A 17,891-nucleotide genomic window follows, 5' to 3' on the forward strand; every position below is an offset into this window, starting at 1 on the left:
ATTACCTCTGAACCGCAAACTGAGGAGAACTCGCGATAAAAAAGATCGCTTCTCTAACTCTTGACTCCGCTTGTGCGGTGGGAATCTCATTAATATAGTTTGAGATAGACTGAGCCATTGTTTCAGACAAGGTCCCTCCCATCAGTTTTTCATTCAAATGGTTCGTCAGTGCTTCACCATCATCAGCCAACTGATACTCCTCACTGAAGTCAAAGTTAATTGTGTGCCTGCCCGATAAAGCGTCGATACCGACATCCACCTCATAGATCAACTCGAGGATTCGGTTAGTCGTTTGGGTAATGGTGTTCTCAGTAAGAATTTGGATTTCCGGAGCAACGAGATTTGCATTGGTAAACTCTCCAGGTGGCGCATAGTCGGGTCGATAGAAATTAAAAACGGAACGAGAATAATAGGGAAATTGACCCAAGCTATTGAAGTCGGCAAAGCGCAACTTACCATCAGCGCCTTGGGCGTCAAATGCTCTAAATAGCTGAGTTAACCTGAGAATTGGTTCTTTTAATTTACCAAACTCAATCGACTCAGTTGCCTCCCCTGCTAACGCCTCCTCATCCAATAAAATCGCTTTAATTACCGCTCTCATATCGCCACGAACACCTTGCCCATTATCGTTAAATTGACTGGCGACGCGAGCGATATATGCTGGAGAGGGGTTGCTTGTGACTAATCGTTGAATTAACTGCTTGCTAATAAATGGACCAACGTTGGGATGGTTGAAAACGACATCTAAAGCTTGCTCCAGATCGACCAGTGCCGATTGTCCCGCTGGTAAAATTTGACCATCTAACAGCACCTTCTCGCCAGTATCATGAAAATTTTCGAAGGCTCTCATGGGTAAAATTTCACTTTGCATACTGATAGAGTCAGAGCGCAGTACTACGGCATCTCCATAATTCCATCCTGTAAAAACGTGAGCAAATCCCTCTATCACCGATTGATCATAAGTCGGGATTAATTGTCCATCATTATCCCGTTTAACCGTTCCATCGATGTTAAGTTGATGAAGGCCGATTGAAAATAGCTGAAGTAGTTCACGCGCATAGTTCTCATCAGGGCGAATATTAAACGCTTGAGCCGGCTTTTCATTGCGACGCATGCTGAGATAGTCGCCCATGATTGGACTTAAGGTCACCTCTTGCAGTAATGTTCTAAAATTACCAAAAGCATTTCTGGCCAACATATCCTGATAATTAGCAAAACCTCGAAACTTATCAAACTCACTGTCCTGAGAAAGCGAAACAACAAATATTTGGCTTAAAGCATAGGCGACCCGCTGACGCAATTGGTCTTGACCATAAACCGCAAAGTGCCACCAATTATCGGTGAATCGAAGCGCACGCAACGGAACATCATCTAATACTTTGTTAAATATATTTTCATCAATATAGATTTGATTGAGACGTTCAAGATGATTACTGGGTTCACGACTAAACTGATCATCAATCCAACTTGTCGCATCGAGCGTCATTAATAGCTCGATGTCCTCTCGAGTTGGCCCGAAAGTCGCCCGTTGCAAAAACGCATGAGCCTTCGCTTGTGTATCAATAACTCTTGCCGGCGGCTCTGGATTAGGCGGCGGTTCAGTTTGGACAGTCCCATCGCCGCCACCACCGCAGGCAGCTATAGACATTACGATTAATACTGGAATAATCCCCGACCTTGACCAACTGCCTAACCCCAACATAAAACAACTCCTCCTATGCTAGCAAACTTTTCCAACCGTCAGAAAAGTAGGATACTCTCCTCTATTGCTTTTCGCCGAAAGCATGAGATAGAAAGTGTATTTCTCTGTTTGTGGCAGTTCTGTAGAGTTGGTTTACTCTGATCTCAAATTATTATTAGCTGAGGTTTTTTGTGAGGAATCTATCAAGATGATTTGCAAAAAGCTGACGGTCACTTTGACTTAATGGTGGTGGACCTCCAGATTGAATACCACTCGCTCTCATGGTATCCATAAAATCACGCATATTGAGCCTTGCTCGAACATTATCAGGCGTGAAGCGCTCACCTCGCGGGCTTAGTGCACTCGCTTGTTTATCGATAATTTCCGCCGCCAAGGGTATATCACTGGTTATCACCAAATCACCTTTTTGACAACGTTTTACAATTTCATTATCTGCAATATCAAAACCCGATGGTACCTGCAATGCGCTAACACTTGGGATTGAAGGGACCTTTATTGGTTGATTAGCAATAAAAGTAACCTCTACGCCAGTGCGTTTTGCCGCTTTAAATAAAATCTCTTTGATTACAACCGGACACGCATCCGCATCAACCCAAATTTTCACAGTATTTTTCTCTGATTCCATCGTGTTAATTTAATCATTCTATAAGTGCAATACTAAGCTTTTCAACTTGATGCTTCAGTTTAGTCGATTGCATTCTGTCATTTTATTTTAACCGTCGGTATTAACATTAAATAAATCAATAATCTCTGCGATAAAGGTCGCTAAGGTACTAGTCATGAGTGCAAAATCGGCGTCAAATTTAACCAACTCATCTTCACCATCAACATCATCATTTTCTGCGAGCAGTTCGTCTGTGAACTTCATTGATTTAACGGTTAAATCAGGCTGCAAAATCCCCTTAAAATGTCCTTTGTAGCGAAAGCCGAGTTTATTAACAGAGTATCCATCTTCGAGCAAATCCCCAAGAACCACATTTTCTGCTTCATTGTCTTTAAATTTAGCGACTCTTTCATCCAGTAAATCTTTAAGCTCGTAATCGCCAGTAAACTCCCAGCCTTCAGGTAATCCATCAGTTACCCAATGGTTTAGAACACCTGCAGGATTCTCATCGCCAATCAATTTAACCGATCCAAATGAACCAATGGTTTCAACCAAAAGCTCAAAAACAAGATCGGCAATCTTGTCACTGGCGGCATTAATCACTAAATAATCATTTTTAGTATCAATATAAGCCCAAATATGAGTCGAGCGGACAAAAGCTTGAGGCATCATTTGACTCAATATATCTTCTTTTAAAGACTGTTTCTCTTTTGAGTAAACTTTGCGGCCTGTATCTTCCTCGATAATAGCGACTCGTTCTTCTAATGCTTCTTTGACTGCACTTGCGGGAATCACTTTTTGCTCACGACGCATACAAAACAAAATACAACCACCAGCCGCATGAACCAAATAGTCTCTCGAACGATGAATGGGTGAGACCCAACCGACGCTTTCTTCCGACTGTCTACCACACGGTTGAAAACGTTTTTCATCGAGTTTTTCTGCGAGAGACTCAGGGGAGTATTCAAAAGGCTTAGTAAGCCGATAAAGATGTATATTTTTAAACCACATAAAAGAATTTCATCATCAGTCATTTTAACTACAAGGCCGGCTATTATCGCGGAATATAAAATGTAAAGCCAAAGGTATTTAGACAGCCATTTTTATCTCAATAAATCAATAAGTTAGTCACTGAAATTGAAGAGTAATGTCATCGAAGCTTAATAATCTGGTCATTTATTAGTCACAAATTATTCCTAAGATCATTCTTGTAAGCGAGGGAGAATTATTCAAGTTGAGTACAAGTGGTGAAACCATATAAGAGGGTGAGCCGATGGGGATTTTAAAAACACAATTTCAACAAGCTGACACGGATGCATTTTTATGGGTTCAAAAAAAGCTCTGTAAGAAACAGCATGTACCGGTTGTCAAAGCAATCTCTACATCGGGAGATGGATGGTGCTACCCTATCATTGCTGCAATCGCATTGATTCAGAATTTCAATACTAACTTGATGTTCTTATATGCATGTTTGCTGGCCTATGCTATGCAGGTACCACTTTATATTCTTTTGAAAAAGAAGTTCAAACGAAATCGACCACAAGATTTTATCGCTTCGTTTGAAGCTAAAATAAAACCGTCGGACCAATTTAGCTTTCCTTCGGGACACACTGCCGCAGCGTTTGTAATGGCAACTCAAATTATTATTTTTTTCCCGCTATTCAGCATTGCTGCAATTATTTGGGCAATCCTCATTGGCGCTTCTCGAGTTTTACTTGGTGTTCACTTTCCGGGTGATATTCTGGCAGGGCTACTACTCGGCATTTTATGCAGCTTACTCTCGGTCGAACTCTTAAGTCTACTCAGCATTTTCTAAAATTTTTCGGGCTAACTATTCAATTAGTTGAAAATAAATAAAGATATTAATTAATGAAAATATTATATGCAGTTCAAGGCACTGGAAACGGACACATCACTCGTGCACGAATCATGGCGAAAGCATTACGCTCTTTGAATGTCGATGTTGACTGGGTATTTACCGGTCGCCCAAAGGATGAATTATTTGACATGCAAGACTTTGGTGATTTTCGCGTTTTTTCTGGCTTAACTTATGCGATAAAACACGGAAAAATACAATATGTTCAAACTGCTTTTAAAAATAATCTTTTTAAGTTTCTTCGTGATGTATTCCGTTTTGACTTTACTGGTTATGATCTGGTTATCAATGACTTCGAACCCGTTATTGCTTGGGCGGCCAAGCGCGCAAAAGTGAAAACTATCGGCCTTTCTCATCAAATGGCTTTTCAAAAAGACATTCCGATGGCAGGCGAGAATATCCTCGCAAAATTTGTTCTCAGGCATTTTGCCCCCGTCGACTTACCAATCGGGCTTCATTGGAGTGATTTTGGACAGCACTTATTACCGCCGATCATTGATGACGCACCTGAGAGAAAGGCACTATCGCTTAGAGATGTGCTAGTTTACTGCCCTTTTAGCACCAAAGAAGAGTTAATTGATTGGTTTGCGCCATTTGGCAATTACCGATTCCACGTCTTTCATGGCTGCGACGACGACTCTGGATACAAACATATTAATCTTTATCCATTTTCGCGCAGCCACTTTCAAGAAAAGCAATCTCATTGCGCTGGCGTAATCACCAGCGCGGGCTTCGAACTACCCAGCGAAGCACTTCAAGTTGGTCAAAAACTTTTAATCAAGCCGCTTGGCGGTCAAATGGAGCAAACCTCCAACGCGTTAGCATTAGATAAGATTAAACGTGCGACCATAATCGACAAATATACGAACAGGACACTAGAGCAATGGCTTCAAGAACCTCCCAGACCCGCAATTCAATATCCCAACGTCGCCTTAGAAGTGGCGAAATGGCTAGTCAATTCAGAAAGAGAATCACTCGAAAGCTTAAGCAAAAAACTTTGGGAGCAAACCAAAACATTAACTAACTTTCAAACTGAAGACTCAACGCATATAGAAAAACAAGGCAGTACGCAGCTAAACTACACCTAGCGAGTCACTATCTGCCACGATTTTCAATATCTTGAACGGTTAACAACTAGAGCCAACAAACAAATAGCACTTGTTAAGGTTAAGCACTTTAGTCGATGCCCGAATAGTATCGGGCTTTTTTATTTATCAAGAATAAAGTGTTATCTTTAGGTTTTTCCACAACCGAACGACCAAGATGGCTAATAAAATAGCAAGCACCAATTATACCAAAGACACATTGCAACTTTTTCGCTCTCACCCCGGACTGGCCTTGATTGCTTCCTATTTTTTTCTCACGCTCATTGGGGTCACTTATTATTACTACTACTACGATGCGTTCGATGTCCCTATTCTCAAACTAGTCGACTTCAGTGATATCATAATCGCGGGGATTAGAGAGCCAATGATTATCGTTATGTTTCTGGTGACATTGGCTTTGACTGGGTGCTATGACTGGATGTTTAGGACCAGCGCAAGACTCCATAAACGATTAGAGCGACAAAAAAAGACGGTTTGGAATAAGGCGCGTTACTATCTACTCTATATGCCTAAAAGCAACATTACTGTTTATGGATTCATTACATTTTTTCTTATCTATGTGCTTTTATTTATGATCCAAATTCTTGCCGACCACCGTGTGGAAAACATTAAACAAGAAAGTACCAATACCATGCTACTGCAAGTCGGAGATAATCCCGATAGTAGAAGTGTCGTATTACTAGGTTCAACGACTAACTATTTAATCTTTTACGACCCCGGACTTAAGCGAGCGGAAGTCATTAATGTGGAAAACATTAATGCGCTCTCACCGAATACTGAGAAAGTTTCGGAACCAAAGACATAAATTAGACTGCCGTTGACTCAGAAACTTACCGATTAACTCAGCATAAACTTTCAGCACTCGCGATAATAAATAACTAACAGCAATAAAAGTGCAAGCTAAACAACTAAGTTGTTATCAAAAGGTGAAAAGACTGCAAATGTTCGGAATTAAGGGCGCGGGTAGTATAAGATAAATCTTCCTAGACATTTTTTCTCTGAATAGTTGTGTCGCGGAATGAGGAGCTTATCATGTACACCTTAACCCCTTTCGAATATCTTGATTCATTATTAATTGACTATACTTTGGTCCCCCATACAACAACTTTTACCGCTCAAGAGACAGCTGAGTCTGCACACATTAAAGGCAAGAACCTTGCGAAGACCATCATCATTGGAGCCGGCCAACTCATGTCAATGGTTGTTGTTCCCGCTAACTGTATTTTGTTACAAAGCGATTTGTCGAGGTTGTTAAAAACGCCCGACTTGACGATTGTTCCGGAGCACCAATTTGCCGAAAGATTTCCTGAGTGTGAAGTCGGCGCAATGCCGCCCTTTGGCAAGCTTTATGGTATGGATGTCTATATTGCGAAAGATCTCGTCAAAAATAGTTCGATTACTTTTAACGGTGGTACTCACAATTTATTGATTAAGATGCGAACTGCCGACTTTATGAATATTAGCGATGCTCGAATTATTTCGGTTGGTTACAAAGCCTCAAACTTAATTAGTGATAAACACCGATTCAAAGATCAAAATTGGCACTGGATATAATTGCCTGGATATCATTGCCTGGATCCAGGGAGCGATATAGTGAAATATGAAGCGCTAGATTTAGAGAATTAAACAAACTGAAGTTTAACGAACCCGTCTTCATCGATGACAAGAAATGCCAGCTGGTCAAATTGGTTAGCGATTTCGAATGCAGCCGCTATAGAGACATCAAAAATCAGAAAACTCTCTTCTCTGGGCCAATGTTGCTGATCATCGGTACTATATCCAGAGAGGAAACAATAGTTCCTTGACCGGATCTCGTCGCCTAATTCAACCGTTCGCAGGTAATTTTTCTGCTCGCTTAATATCACACTGGAAGGATTGCAGGCAGTCATAAAAACTGCACTTCGAGCATGATATGATGCTATCAACTCGCGCAAAAATTCAAATCGGCCATTCACACGGAAAACAAACTCGACAATATCAGTAACGTTTTTCTCTTTAGGGCTCGAACAACCCTTTCTTGCCGCGCCATCTTCGCTACTCGAGCAATTTTCTCGCCTCAGACTGTTTTTGAGCAAATCATCGACTTGCTCACAGAGCAAGACATAACGAGCCTGAGCATACGCCGATGTGATATCTTTTTTATTCAAAATTTCAACTTAGCAATCGCGCAAAGCTTAACCATTAAGCTATATGTATGGCAGGCTAGTTTAGCCAAGCTCAATCCCTAAAATCAACTGGGTAAAACTTGAAAAATATCGAGAGTTTACTACCATAAATAGCGAACGAGAAAAACACGGGAACAGGTTTGAGACTATTATTTAGTATTTTATTTTACTGCTTCCTCGCAATCGTTTTGCCAAGTCCCTCTGCTAGCGGAAAACCCTTTTCCGCTAATAGTCCTCAGCCACAAAACTGCCAATTAAAATACGGCTGGAATCAATGGCCACCATTGCAGTACGTCAATAACAATCAAGAAGTCAAAGGTATTCAAATCGAATTCGTCAAGGCGATTGTCGAGAGCCTCGGTTGCGAGCTTACTTTAGTTGAACGATCATGGAACGAGGTGATTAATGGTATTGAAAACGGCGACATCGATTTTACCGCAAATGCCTCTGTAACAACAGCACGGAAATCTTATGCTTATTTTTCACTACCCTATCGAAAAGACTTGTTTTCAATTTGGGTAAAAAGGGAAGATAAAGCCCTATATAGTCGTAATACGCTGGCAGAATTCAAGCAAACAAAAGTTAAACTTGGTTTAATCAAAAACCAGTACTATGGCCCTTTAGTTGAGTCGTTAAAATCAGACCCGTCTTTTAGCCAAAATATAACGCTTTTTGATACTAATAATGCGCTATTAGCCAGCTTCATTAACAGTGAGATTGACGCAATGATAGAAGATCCCTTTGTTATGGCCTACCGCAAGCGAGTTGAGAAGATAGATTCGCATTTATCTCGGGTTCCTATCGACTTCTTGGGATCTGAAGTGGGATTCATGTTCAGCAAGAAAACGACTACCGCAGAATTTGTAAACCGATTTAATTTAAAAATGCGAGAATTGAAAGATAGCAATGTTTTTCAGTCGATTTGGTTGGATCCAGAGTTGGTCGACAAATTCTAAGTTGTTGAAATAAAATCGCTTTTCCGTTTGGTTCTATACAAGGTGCATTCGAACGAATATTTTATCCGCCAACTAAATGCCAAATTGCCAACAACTTGAAAAATACTGAGTTTCCTCTAGTATACGTAGTCAAGTTGGACAGACACTCGTAAGCTCATTGAATAAGGTTTTAAATTCAGTTTTGCTCTTTTGGCTTAACACTTTTCTGCTGGTTATGACTTTCCAAGTATCGGCAGCTCAAGCAACAGATAATCAATCTGAGAAATGTATCCTCAAGTACGGGTGGGCTGATTGGGCACCGCTGCAATATGTAGATACCTCCGGAAAGTTGACCGGTGTACAAATCGAATTGGTTAAAGCGGTTACCGATGCTGTTGGCTGTAAGATTGAGTTTATTAAACTGCCTTGGAGCCAAATCATCCAACAAATAGAGTCAGGTGAACTTGATTTTACCGCGAACGCTACCAAAGACGATTTCCGCAGTCGATTTGCCTATTTTTCTAATCCCTACCGGCGAGACACCTTTTCTTTTTGGGTTCCCAAAAGCAGAAAAGCACTGTTTGACAAGCCTTCGGTAGACGAAATTATGAGAACCGGCGCTAAACTTGGTCTTGTCGCCAACCAACTATATAGTGACGACATAAAAGCGTGGGAGAACGATCCGAACTACGGCAAAAATATTGCTTATGCCGAAGAAATCGCCGATCTTTTATCCATGTTAAAAGAAGGCCAAGTCGACATTGCCGTCGAAGATCCCTATCTCATCGCGTATCGAAAACGTATCGGTCTGTTCTCTGACGACTTCACGCGTTTAGGTATCAGAACCTTTGGCTACGAAGTCAGCTTTATGTTTAGCAAAAAGTCTACCTCAATGGCACTAGTCGAGCAGTTCAATAGCAAAATGCGTGAACTGAAATCGACACCAGTCTTCCAAACTATCTGGATGAACCCTGAGCTTATAAAGTAGCCTTCAGCGATTATTTCTGCAACTGAGGGTCTGTTCTGAATGCTTGCGAAATCTGCTGTTGCAAGCGTTGCCATATCGGTTTGCTCGCCTTCCCTATCCGGCTATTGATGGCGATTACTTGCGACTCAGTTACTTTATTTTCCACCCAACTATGGTGGTTACCGTGTAAATTATGCAGCAATGGCGGGACTCTATCGATTGCTTTAGCATATTGGGCATCAATCGTTTGACCCGCTTCAAACTCATCCCATAAAGCAAGATAGTCTTTAGCTTGTTGATCGGATAAAAACGCGAGAAGTCTTGCCACGCCGGCTCTTTCTGCTAATTTGTTTTCTTCTGTTTCACTCTGGTAAATAATTGTATCACCGGCATCGATCTCGCCTAAGTCATGTATGAGCAACATCTTGATCACTCGGCAAATATCAACCGGTTCATCGGCGAAGTCTTTTAGCATTAAAGCGCTAATACACACATGCCAGCTGTGCTCAGCGGAGTTTTCGTATCGCTCCAATCCCACCGGGCGGGTTTTACGATGAACATCTTTTAGTTGCTCAATTTCAATAATGAACTGAATTGCTCGCTCTAAATTTCCACTTATATTTTCCGGCATAGACTATATCCTTGCATACTTGAAAGTGACAAACGGTGAGTTTTCTCAAATCAAACTAAGTCGCCTACTGTGAGGACTTATCGCCAAGTTTTACGGAAACCCAATAAAAAACTGCACCAGAAAATATTAATAGTAAACTCATGTAAGCTTCTTCCGGGCGCTGCTTTAGTATAAATAATAGTGTCCAACCAATGAGTATTAAGAACACGATCGGCGGTATCGGAAAAAGCCAAGTTTTATAGGGTCTTGATAGTTCAGGGCGTCGAATTCGCAAAATAAAAATCCCTAACACCGCAAAAAAATTGTTCAACGCTAAAGCGAAGCCGGAAAAAACTAAAATCGACTCAAACGAAGAAGTCACAACAAATATCAGTGCGATCATCGACTGAAAATATATCGCTCTCTGCGGAATACCGCTCCTATTTAATTTGGCAAGCGATTTAAATATTGGGAAGTCTTCTCCAATCACATGCAATACTCTTGGGCCAGCCATAGTCATTGCGCTTACTGTTGAAATCAGCAATAGTGACATGACAATGCCTGTCATCGCAGCACCAGTTTCCCCAAATAATGACTGAGCAACCACATAACCGATTTCAACTTTTCCTTGCATGCTCGAAATGGGTGTCGAGTATAAAAAAACAAAATTCAGTGCCACATAAGCAACCAGAACGAGCGCGGTGCCAGTCAGTAATATTTGGGGGAGTGATTTTTGTGGCTCCTCAAGTTCGCTACTTAAATAAGTCGCGGCATTCCAACCGTTGTATGCGTAACTCACATAAATTAAGGAAACAGCAAACGCACCACTCAGTACCGACTCTAAATCGTCAACACTCGGTGTGAAACTGATCGGTTGTGGCTGTTCGACAACGATGATTGCAGCTATACAAAATAAAGCGATCAATAACAGTTTGATGAGTGTAAAAATCCACTGTAGCCCCGCACTTTTTCGGTGGGTGCTACCATGGACGACCGTTAACAATATTATTAAGGTAACCGCTAACCAAGTTTTAGAGAGTATTGGGAATACGCTAGACAGGTAGGCTCCAAATGTAATCGCAGCTAATGCTACCGGCGCAGCAAAACCAATCGTGGAAGATACCCAGCCAGAAATAAAACCCGCTATAGGATGATAACTGTGGGTTAAAAAATTGTATTCTCCGCCACTCCTCGGCAACGCAGCACCTAACTCAGCATAAGTTAACGCACCACACAAAGCGGTGATCCCTCCAACGACCCAAAGCATCAACAATGCAAAGCCTGACTGGATATCTAATAACTGAAAACCTAAACTAGTAAAAACTCCCGTACCAATCATATTAGCAACCACTACTGCGATCGCCGTTTTGGCAGTAAATTTCTGGGAAGGTTCGTGGCTCATATTTCGCCGTTAAATCATTTGCTTTAAGGCCAAGCGGATTAAAGTTGCTGAAGGAAGTGAATCATCTTCTAGTTGACTGATTGCCTTACTTGCGTCGGTCGGTTTGTATCCAAGCGCGACGAGACCACTGATCGCTTCTTCGACATTACCTTTACTTTCGACTGATTTACTCGACTGAGAGCCGCTGGCTTGGGCAGGCAATTCAACTTCCCAATCCTTGAGGCGATCTTTCATTTCGACCACTAACCTTTCGGCGGTTTTCTTACCTACCCCCGGTATTTTAACCAAAGTAGCGACCTCACCGTGATGAACATGTTGGACAAATTCAATAGCACTCATCCCTGACAAAATCGCCAGTGCGAGCTTAGGGCCAACGCCATTGACTTTGATTAACTCACGAAACAAGGTTCGTTCTTCTAGCGAGTAAAACGCGAACAAAGTATGGGCGTTTTCACTAATAGAAAGGTGAGTGTGCAAGACAACTTTTTCACCCACTTCAGGTAAGTTGTAAACTGTATTCATCGGTGCTTGGCATTCATAACCAACACCTGCGACTTCGACTAGAACAAAAGGAGGTTGCTTTTCTAAAAGAATACCGTTGAGTCTTCCTATCATTTTTTTCTCATACTAATTTATTTGATTATCTCAGGCGGCCACGGGTAACCTTTTTAGCACCGGCTTGATAGAGTGCGCTTTGCATCGCATGACCGTGACAAATCGCTACCGCAAGACCATCGGCAGCATCAGCCTGAGGCTTTTTGTTTAATCCCAGTAAGCTCGTCACCATGTGTTGAACCTGCCCCTTGTCTGCAGCACCATTTCCAACTACCGACTGTTTGATTTGACGGGCCGAATATTCTGCTACCACCAAGGCGTGTTGCGCCATCGCAACCATAGCTGAACCGCGCGCTTGACCTAACTTTAGCGCTGAGTCGGCGTTCGTTGACATAAACACCTGCTCTATCGCCGCTTCATCCGGCTTGTACTCTTGAACCACCTCTGAAATACAATCAAATATTTGATTTAATCGATCTGACAAGATGCCTTCTTTAACCCGAATACAGCCGCTCGCGATATATTCAATTTTTCGGCCATTCATACGAATCACCCCAAAACCAGTAATTCGTGAACCAGGGTCGATGCCGAGAATAATTGACATAAAACTTGAAATACTTGCGTCAGAAATTATTTAAAACAATATATCACAAACAAAAAAGGTGAGCATATAAACTCACCTTCCACCTCGCGTGTGTTGACGATTGGGTTGAAACTTACTGTTAGCTCCATATCGCTCCTGAGCAAATTAGCGCTTAAAGTTGCTCATAAGCCTCTGCAGGAATATCTGCATTACTATAAACATTTTGAGTGTCATCCAAATCATCAAGTCGCTCAATCAAGTTGAGCACTTTAACCGCGGTCGCTACATCAAGTTCTGCTTGAGTAGAAGGCAGCATGGTAATTTCTCCCGCTTCTGGGACGAGTTCTTTTTCTGCCAATGCTTCTTTGACATTCATAAAATCCTCAGTAGCCGTTAAAACTTCAAACGAGCCATCTTCGTGATTCAGAATATCTTCTGCACCGGCTTCTAGCGCCTCTTCCATCAGCGTGTCTTCATCAATATCTGCAGAGAATATCATTTGACCCTTGCGCTCAAATAAATAGGCAACTGAGCCGGACGCCGCCAGCTCACTACCTGCTTTAGAAAAGGCATGACGCACTTCGGCAACGGTGCGGTTTTTATTGTCGGTTAGGCAATCAACCAAGATAGCCACACCACCGGGGCCATAACCTTCATAGACCAAATTTTCGTAATCATCACCATCACTCGTGCCAGCACCACGCGCAATCGCTTTGTCGATAGTATCGCGCTTCATATTCGCACCAAGCGCTTTATCGATTACTGCCCGCAAGCTCGGGTTGTCTTCCGGATTCGGCCCACCCGATTTTGCCGCGACAACAATCTCTCGAATGATTTTAGTAAAGATCTTACCGCGTTTAGCATCTTGCGCTGCTTTTCGGTGTTTGATATTGGCCCATTTACTATGTCCTGCCATTTCTACACTCCAACCTCTCTGATTTGACGCTTATAACTTGTAATCGATACCTGAAATCTTACTGCTCTTCTTTAACGGCTGTTGACTTGATAGCCAATTCTTCCAGCTGTGCTTCTGAAACTCTCGAAGGAGCCGAAGTTAGAGGGCAACTGGCAGTCGTGGTCTTCGGAAAAGCGATTACATCTCTGATCGAGTCTGCACCGACCATTAACATCACTAAACGATCCAAACCAAACGCGATACCGCCGTGTGGAGGACAACCATACTTCAACGCTTCCAGTAAGAAACCAAACTTTTCTTCCGCTTCTTGTTTTTCAATTCCAAGAATATCAAACACCGCCGCTTGAATAGCTTGGTCATGAATACGCACGCTACCGCCGCCAATTTCGCAACCGTTTAGCACCATATCATAAGCCCGTGAGAGAGTCGCCGTTGGTGCTGCGCGTAGTTTATCAGCATCATTTTCCTTAGGTGCTGTAAACGGATGATGCAAAGCATGAAGTTGACCGCCATCTTCTTCGAACATTGGAAAGTCAACGACCCAAAGTGGTTTCCAGCTATCTTCTACCAACCCGCGATCTTCTGCGACTTTTAATCGCAATGCGCCTAATGCGTCAGTGACCACTCGATTTGAATCAGCACCAAATAACAAAATATCACCACTGTTAGCGCCACTTCTCGCGACAATCTGGTCAATCAATTCATCATTAAGGAATTTTGCTATAGGCGATTGAACCCCATCAACACCCTTGCCAGGTTCATTGACTTTAATCCATGCGAGTCCTTTTGCTCCATAACGACCAACATATTCACCATATTGATCAATCTGTTTGCGGCTCAGCTCAGCCCCGCCAGGTACACAAATAACAGCCACTCGTCCTTTGTCATCATTGGCAGGCCCTGCAAATACTTTAAATTCAACTGCTTTGAGCAAATCAGCAACGTCGACCAGCTCCATCGCTACCCGTAAGTCAGGCTTATCGCTGCCAAAACGTCGCATTGCTTCTGCATACGGCATTCTCGGGAAATCACCCAGTTCAACATCTAGGCACTCTGTAAACACTTGCCGGATCATTTTCTCCATCATGCCCATAATTGCCTCTTCGTCCATAAACGAAGTTTCGATATCCAGTTGAGTAAATTCTGGTTGGCGATCGGCACGTAAATCTTCATCTCTAAAACAGCGAACAATTTGATAATAACGGTCGAAACCACTCATCATTAGCAATTGTTTGAACAGCTGTGGCGATTGAGGAAGCGCAAAAAATGAACCTTTATTGGTTCTACTGGGAACCAAATAATCACGGGCACCTTCAGGCGTCGCCTTTGTCAAAATCGGTGTTTCGATATCAGCAAAATTTTCAGCTTCCAGAAAATCTCGTAATTTTTTTGCAACCTTGTTACGGAACAATAACTTTTGCTGCATTTCAGGACGACGTAGATCCAAATAGCGATATTTCAGTCGCAGTTCTTCAGAGACCTCTTCGTGTTCGTTGACCAATATCGCTGGAGGAGCCGACTTATTGAGGATGGTAATGACTTCAGCGGTAACCTCAATAGAGCCAGTTGCCATTTCGCTGTTCACCATATCCGCAGGTCGATTACGCACTTTCCCAGTAACGCTTACGACAAACTCGTTGCGCAATGATTTGGCGACGCTTAGAAGTTCTTCTTGGTCAGGATCAATAGCTACCTGAATAATGCCGCTACGATCGCGCACTTGAAGGAAAGCAAGACCACCTAAATCACGCTGTTGATGGATCCAGCCAGCAACGGTCACCTGTTCGCCCGCTGCGACTTCTAATAAATCACCACAATAATGGCTACGCATAGTTATAACCTTAAAAACTCAATGATTTCGCGGCATTCCGCGAAGTAGAAAAACCGCGTATGTTACTGGATACGAGGGGTAAAGTCGATGGTTTTAGCTATTGAGAACCCAATGCTAACTCACTGAAAAATCAATCCTAAGTCACTTTTCTTCTACGTCGGGGAACCACTTTAAGAGAGTAGAGTTAACTAGTTGTTTTTAAACTGATAATGTCCAGTAATTCGGGCATCGAATAAAAAATCCTCTAACTTTGGACCAGCGCCGATGTTATGGACAATCAGATAACGCGCCCCGTCAGGAGATTTTTTATTACTCACGATACCAATATGGGGCAAATTACCAGGCAACATCCAGGTTACAATATCGCCCGGTTGATAGTCCCGCGGGTCATTACTGATATTTCTGACAGTTCCGTTGCGCTCGAAAAAAACCTGTAAGTTTGGCACCCGGCGGTGATCGATATTCGGATCAGGACGCTTCAATCCCCACAGGTTAGGGTATTTTGAAAAATGAGCACTCATATCTTCATGCACCAACTGTTGAAGATCTACACCTAATTCACGAAAGCTCCTTATTACAACATCAGTACAAACACCAATGTTAGCCGGAACATCTCCATTGGGATACTCAATCGCATAGTACGCGCCAGAATAAGTGACATTCGACTGTAAACGCTTGTGGGCGGCGTCAACCAATCGCTGCGACCAGCTTTGGGCTGATGTTGACTCATACGCAACACAACTAGAATACGCTGACGCTAATACAACCAACAATAAAAAACGAACCATTCCCACTTATCCTGACACCTTGAAACTAAACTAACCTGAAAACATTTATTTCTCGAGCTCCTTAAGCATCAAACTGCGGATGACAGAGACAGGCGCATTACCGAAACTCAAGAAGCGATTATGAAAAGTTTTCAAATCAAATTTGTCTCCCATTTTTTGCTTTAGCTCTTCTCTGAACGCATATATTTCAGCAAACCCATTGTAATAACTGGTAAGCTGGACTTGCGTTAAGGTTGCCCGGCGCCACTTGCCTTCTGCTTCAGCTTGTTCTTGAAATGCTTCGTTGATCATCATACTCATGGCTTGATCTTTAGTCATTCCAAGAACTTGAATACTGTAATCGAGTATCGTATTGACCACAGCTCGTAAATGCCATTTGTTGTACATTAGCAACATTTCCGGCTCGCCATTGCCATATCCGGCTTCGATCATCATCTTTTCAGCGTATACCGCCCAGCCCTCAATCATCGCGCCATTTCCAAAGATCGATTTAATTTTACTCGGCGATTTATTCGCATGCATTAGTTGAGTGTAATGTCCGGGAACCGCTTCATGAATATTAAGAATCTGTAAAATCCAATGATTGTATTCTCGCAACCAACTCTCAGCTTGTTCTTCAGTATTGTTGTCCAAGGGGGTCACATTGTAGTAAGTATTGGCAGTCGCATCATAAGGACCGGGCGCATTGATCGAAGCACCAGCAATCCCCCGTTGATACTCAGGCGCTTCTCGAACAACAAGCGGCCTTGTCGGATCTTGATCGAGTAAATCTTTTTCGCTTACAAATTTTTCCAATTCAGGAATTTGTCTTCTAATCTCATCAACAAAATCCTCGCGCTTGACATGCTTAACCGATAAATGGTCAATCATTTGTTTGACCGCTACCAGTTTATTCTCGGGGATAGGTGTTTCTGAAAGATATTTTGGCCAGAGCTGTTCAGTAACTAAAATCATTTCTTCGTGGAGGCGAGATTTCGCTGCTATTGCATGTTCATACAACGCTTTTGCCGAAAAGTTAGAAACTATGTCGTATTTGAATTTCTGTTCATAGAGTTCTGCGCCAATACGAAAATCTCTGGCGCCACCATCACTTAAAACCTGCTTTTTTTCTTCTAGCCATTCAATGTAAGCTTGGATTGCTTCAACAGCAGCTTCAATTTTTGGTTGAAACATTGCCTTTTCTTTATCAGTGAGTTTTGAAGCGCTAACCGTTTCTCGCAATGAGGTTGCAAACAAACCGATTGCTCCGCTGTTTTGTTGTATCGCTAACTCAGTGTGTTCTAACGTCGGGTTTTTGATATTTTTTGTTGCCGCTTGATAGTAGGCAGGGACACTATCGATTCGTTCAAATATTGCTCTCAAGCGCTCTTCGAGCGGTTTGTATTCGGTATTTAAAATAACGCCAAAAGGGCCTGCGACGTTATAATCAGAGGGATCCCACTCTCTCGATTTAAAAACCTCGCTATACCATTTTGATGACTCAAGTTGGTTTTTAATTAACTCTAAATCAGTGGCATTTGACAGTGACAACTTTGCAGGATCAAAACCATTCAACTGGGTCATTATTGACTCAGCAAAAGCCATCTCCTTTTGCCGACTGGCCTCATCAGGAATGGTCATCTTATTATCATGTTTATAGTAACCGACATAAACCGCATACCCCGGATACAATTCCCAAAGCTGTTCTAAGAAAGTTTCTTTGAAGGCCTCAAAGGCTTGATCAGGATCGTCTGATTGGTGACTTTGGTTATTTGCATGTTCGTCTTGTTGACATGCGACTAACAAACAGAACATCAATACAAAACTAATGAACTTAATAGCTTTAGCAAGCGATAAATGAAGGGTCATTAT

18 protein-coding genes are annotated in these 17,891 nt (G+C 42.3%); 6 read left to right on the forward strand and 12 right to left on the reverse strand.

The window, feature by feature from the left end; genetic code table 11:
• Position 1: 1 nt before the first annotated feature.
• The 3 genes from FLL45_RS16145 to FLL45_RS16155 all read right to left on the reverse strand — a co-directional run bounded on the left by FLL45_RS16145 (position 2) and on the right by FLL45_RS16155 (position 3,317).
• Positions 2-1,702: a DUF1800 domain-containing protein gene (locus tag FLL45_RS16145; RefSeq protein WP_142943130.1), complete on the reverse strand. Its 1,701-nt coding sequence runs from the start codon at positions 1,700-1,702 to the stop codon at positions 2-4.
• 154 nt (positions 1,703-1,856) lie between these two features.
• Positions 1,857-2,306: a YaiI/YqxD family protein gene (locus FLL45_RS16150; RefSeq protein ID WP_142943131.1), complete on the reverse strand. Its 450-nt coding sequence runs from the start codon at positions 2,304-2,306 to the stop codon at positions 1,857-1,859.
• A gap of 108 nt (positions 2,307-2,414) precedes the next feature.
• Positions 2,415-3,317 (reverse strand): recombination-associated protein RdgC, encoded by a 903-nt coding sequence (locus tag FLL45_RS16155; RefSeq protein ID WP_142943132.1) that lies wholly within the window; start codon positions 3,315-3,317, stop codon positions 2,415-2,417.
• A 262-nt stretch (positions 3,318-3,579) separates the two neighbouring features.
• On the opposite strand from FLL45_RS16155, the gene FLL45_RS16160 reads away from it, so the two are divergent.
• The 4 genes from FLL45_RS16160 to FLL45_RS16175 all read left to right on the forward strand — a co-directional run bounded on the left by FLL45_RS16160 (position 3,580) and on the right by FLL45_RS16175 (position 6,842).
• The gene (locus FLL45_RS16160) at positions 3,580-4,122 is read left to right on the forward strand and encodes a phosphatase PAP2 family protein (protein WP_142943133.1); all 543 of its coding nucleotides are present in this window, start codon (positions 3,580-3,582) and stop codon (positions 4,120-4,122) included.
• A 53-nt stretch (positions 4,123-4,175) separates the two neighbouring features.
• Entirely contained in the window at positions 4,176-5,270 is a 1,095-nt protein-coding gene (locus FLL45_RS16165) for an MJ1255/VC2487 family glycosyltransferase (protein ID WP_142943134.1), read from the forward strand.
• Positions 5,271-5,445: 175 nt separating this feature from the next.
• Entirely contained in the window at positions 5,446-6,093 is a 648-nt protein-coding gene (locus FLL45_RS16170) for a hypothetical protein (RefSeq protein ID WP_142943135.1), read from the forward strand.
• A 227-nt stretch (positions 6,094-6,320) separates the two neighbouring features.
• Entirely contained in the window at positions 6,321-6,842 is a 522-nt protein-coding gene (locus tag FLL45_RS16175) for an aminoacyl-tRNA deacylase (protein ID WP_142943136.1), read from the forward strand.
• A gap of 68 nt (positions 6,843-6,910) precedes the next feature.
• Here the strand turns inward: FLL45_RS16175 and FLL45_RS16180 are convergent, their stop codons facing one another.
• A complete protein-coding gene (locus FLL45_RS16180) occupies positions 6,911-7,435 on the reverse strand; it encodes a DUF3293 domain-containing protein (protein WP_142943137.1) in 525 nt (174 codons plus the stop codon).
• Between the two features lie 158 nt (positions 7,436-7,593).
• On the opposite strand from FLL45_RS16180, the gene FLL45_RS16185 reads away from it, so the two are divergent.
• Both FLL45_RS16185 and FLL45_RS16190 read left to right on the forward strand, forming a co-directional pair.
• Complete coding sequence (locus tag FLL45_RS16185; RefSeq protein ID WP_185964503.1) at positions 7,594-8,409, forward strand: substrate-binding periplasmic protein; 816 nt, start codon at positions 7,594-7,596, stop codon at positions 8,407-8,409.
• 157 nt (positions 8,410-8,566) lie between these two features.
• Positions 8,567-9,376, forward strand: coding sequence for a substrate-binding periplasmic protein (locus tag FLL45_RS16190; protein ID WP_185964504.1), 810 nt, complete (start codon positions 8,567-8,569; stop codon positions 9,374-9,376).
• 10 nt (positions 9,377-9,386) lie between these two features.
• Here the strand turns inward: FLL45_RS16190 and FLL45_RS16195 are convergent, their stop codons facing one another.
• The 8 genes from FLL45_RS16195 to FLL45_RS16230 form a co-directional block, all read right to left on the reverse strand.
• The gene (locus FLL45_RS16195) at positions 9,387-9,986 is read right to left on the reverse strand and encodes an HD domain-containing protein (protein ID WP_142943140.1); all 600 of its coding nucleotides are present in this window, start codon (positions 9,984-9,986) and stop codon (positions 9,387-9,389) included.
• 64 nt (positions 9,987-10,050) lie between these two features.
• Positions 10,051-11,367 (reverse strand): APC family permease, encoded by a 1,317-nt coding sequence (locus tag FLL45_RS16200; protein WP_142943141.1) that lies wholly within the window; start codon positions 11,365-11,367, stop codon positions 10,051-10,053.
• Between the two features lie 9 nt (positions 11,368-11,376).
• On the reverse strand, positions 11,377-11,982 hold the full coding sequence (ruvA, locus tag FLL45_RS16205) for a Holliday junction branch migration protein RuvA (protein ID WP_142943142.1): 606 nt from the start codon (positions 11,980-11,982) through the stop codon (positions 11,377-11,379).
• Between the two features lie 25 nt (positions 11,983-12,007).
• The gene (ruvC, locus tag FLL45_RS16210; protein WP_142943143.1) at positions 12,008-12,526 is read right to left on the reverse strand and encodes a crossover junction endodeoxyribonuclease RuvC; all 519 of its coding nucleotides are present in this window, start codon (positions 12,524-12,526) and stop codon (positions 12,008-12,010) included.
• 151 nt (positions 12,527-12,677) lie between these two features.
• On the reverse strand, positions 12,678-13,421 hold the full coding sequence (locus tag FLL45_RS16215) for a YebC/PmpR family DNA-binding transcriptional regulator (protein ID WP_142943144.1): 744 nt from the start codon (positions 13,419-13,421) through the stop codon (positions 12,678-12,680).
• Positions 13,422-13,479: 58 nt separating this feature from the next.
• Positions 13,480-15,252 (reverse strand): aspartate--tRNA ligase, encoded by a 1,773-nt coding sequence (gene aspS / locus FLL45_RS16220; RefSeq protein WP_142943145.1) that lies wholly within the window; start codon positions 15,250-15,252, stop codon positions 13,480-13,482.
• Between the two features lie 188 nt (positions 15,253-15,440).
• The gene (locus tag FLL45_RS16225) at positions 15,441-16,040 is read right to left on the reverse strand and encodes a DUF1287 domain-containing protein (protein WP_142943146.1); all 600 of its coding nucleotides are present in this window, start codon (positions 16,038-16,040) and stop codon (positions 15,441-15,443) included.
• A 45-nt stretch (positions 16,041-16,085) separates the two neighbouring features.
• Positions 16,086-17,888, reverse strand: coding sequence for a DUF885 domain-containing protein (locus FLL45_RS16230; protein WP_142943147.1), 1,803 nt, complete (start codon positions 17,886-17,888; stop codon positions 16,086-16,088).
• Positions 17,889-17,891 lie beyond the last annotated feature (3 nt).

Source organism: Aliikangiella marina, from assembly GCF_007004765.1.
Lineage (GTDB): Bacteria > Pseudomonadota > Gammaproteobacteria > Enterobacterales > Kangiellaceae > Aliikangiella > Aliikangiella marina.

Coding starts and splice junctions, on each gene's coding strand:
- FLL45_RS16145 (WP_142943130.1), bottom strand. CDS start 1,702: ATGTTGGGGTTAGGCAGTTGGTCAAGGTCGGGGATTATTCCAGTATTA.
- FLL45_RS16155 (WP_142943132.1), bottom strand. CDS start 3,317: ATGTGGTTTAAAAATATACATCTTTATCGGCTTACTAAGCCTTTTGAA.
- FLL45_RS16160 (WP_142943133.1), top strand. CDS start 3,580: ATGGGGATTTTAAAAACACAATTTCAACAAGCTGACACGGATGCATTT.
- FLL45_RS16165 (WP_142943134.1), top strand. CDS start 4,176: ATGAAAATATTATATGCAGTTCAAGGCACTGGAAACGGACACATCACT.
- FLL45_RS16170 (WP_142943135.1), top strand. CDS start 5,446: ATGGCTAATAAAATAGCAAGCACCAATTATACCAAAGACACATTGCAA.
- FLL45_RS16175 (WP_142943136.1), top strand. CDS start 6,321: ATGTACACCTTAACCCCTTTCGAATATCTTGATTCATTATTAATTGAC.
- FLL45_RS16195 (WP_142943140.1), bottom strand. CDS start 9,986: ATGCCGGAAAATATAAGTGGAAATTTAGAGCGAGCAATTCAGTTCATT.
- FLL45_RS16200 (WP_142943141.1), bottom strand. CDS start 11,367: ATGAGCCACGAACCTTCCCAGAAATTTACTGCCAAAACGGCGATCGCA.
- ruvA (WP_142943142.1), bottom strand. CDS start 11,982: ATGATAGGAAGACTCAACGGTATTCTTTTAGAAAAGCAACCTCCTTTT.
- ruvC (WP_142943143.1), bottom strand. CDS start 12,526: ATGTCAATTATTCTCGGCATCGACCCTGGTTCACGAATTACTGGTTTT.
- FLL45_RS16215 (WP_142943144.1), bottom strand. CDS start 13,421: ATGGCAGGACATAGTAAATGGGCCAATATCAAACACCGAAAAGCAGCG.
- aspS (WP_142943145.1), bottom strand. CDS start 15,252: ATGCGTAGCCATTATTGTGGTGATTTATTAGAAGTCGCAGCGGGCGAA.
- FLL45_RS16225 (WP_142943146.1), bottom strand. CDS start 16,040: ATGGTTCGTTTTTTATTGTTGGTTGTATTAGCGTCAGCGTATTCTAGT.
- FLL45_RS16230 (WP_142943147.1), bottom strand. CDS start 17,888: ATGACCCTTCATTTATCGCTTGCTAAAGCTATTAAGTTCATTAGTTTT.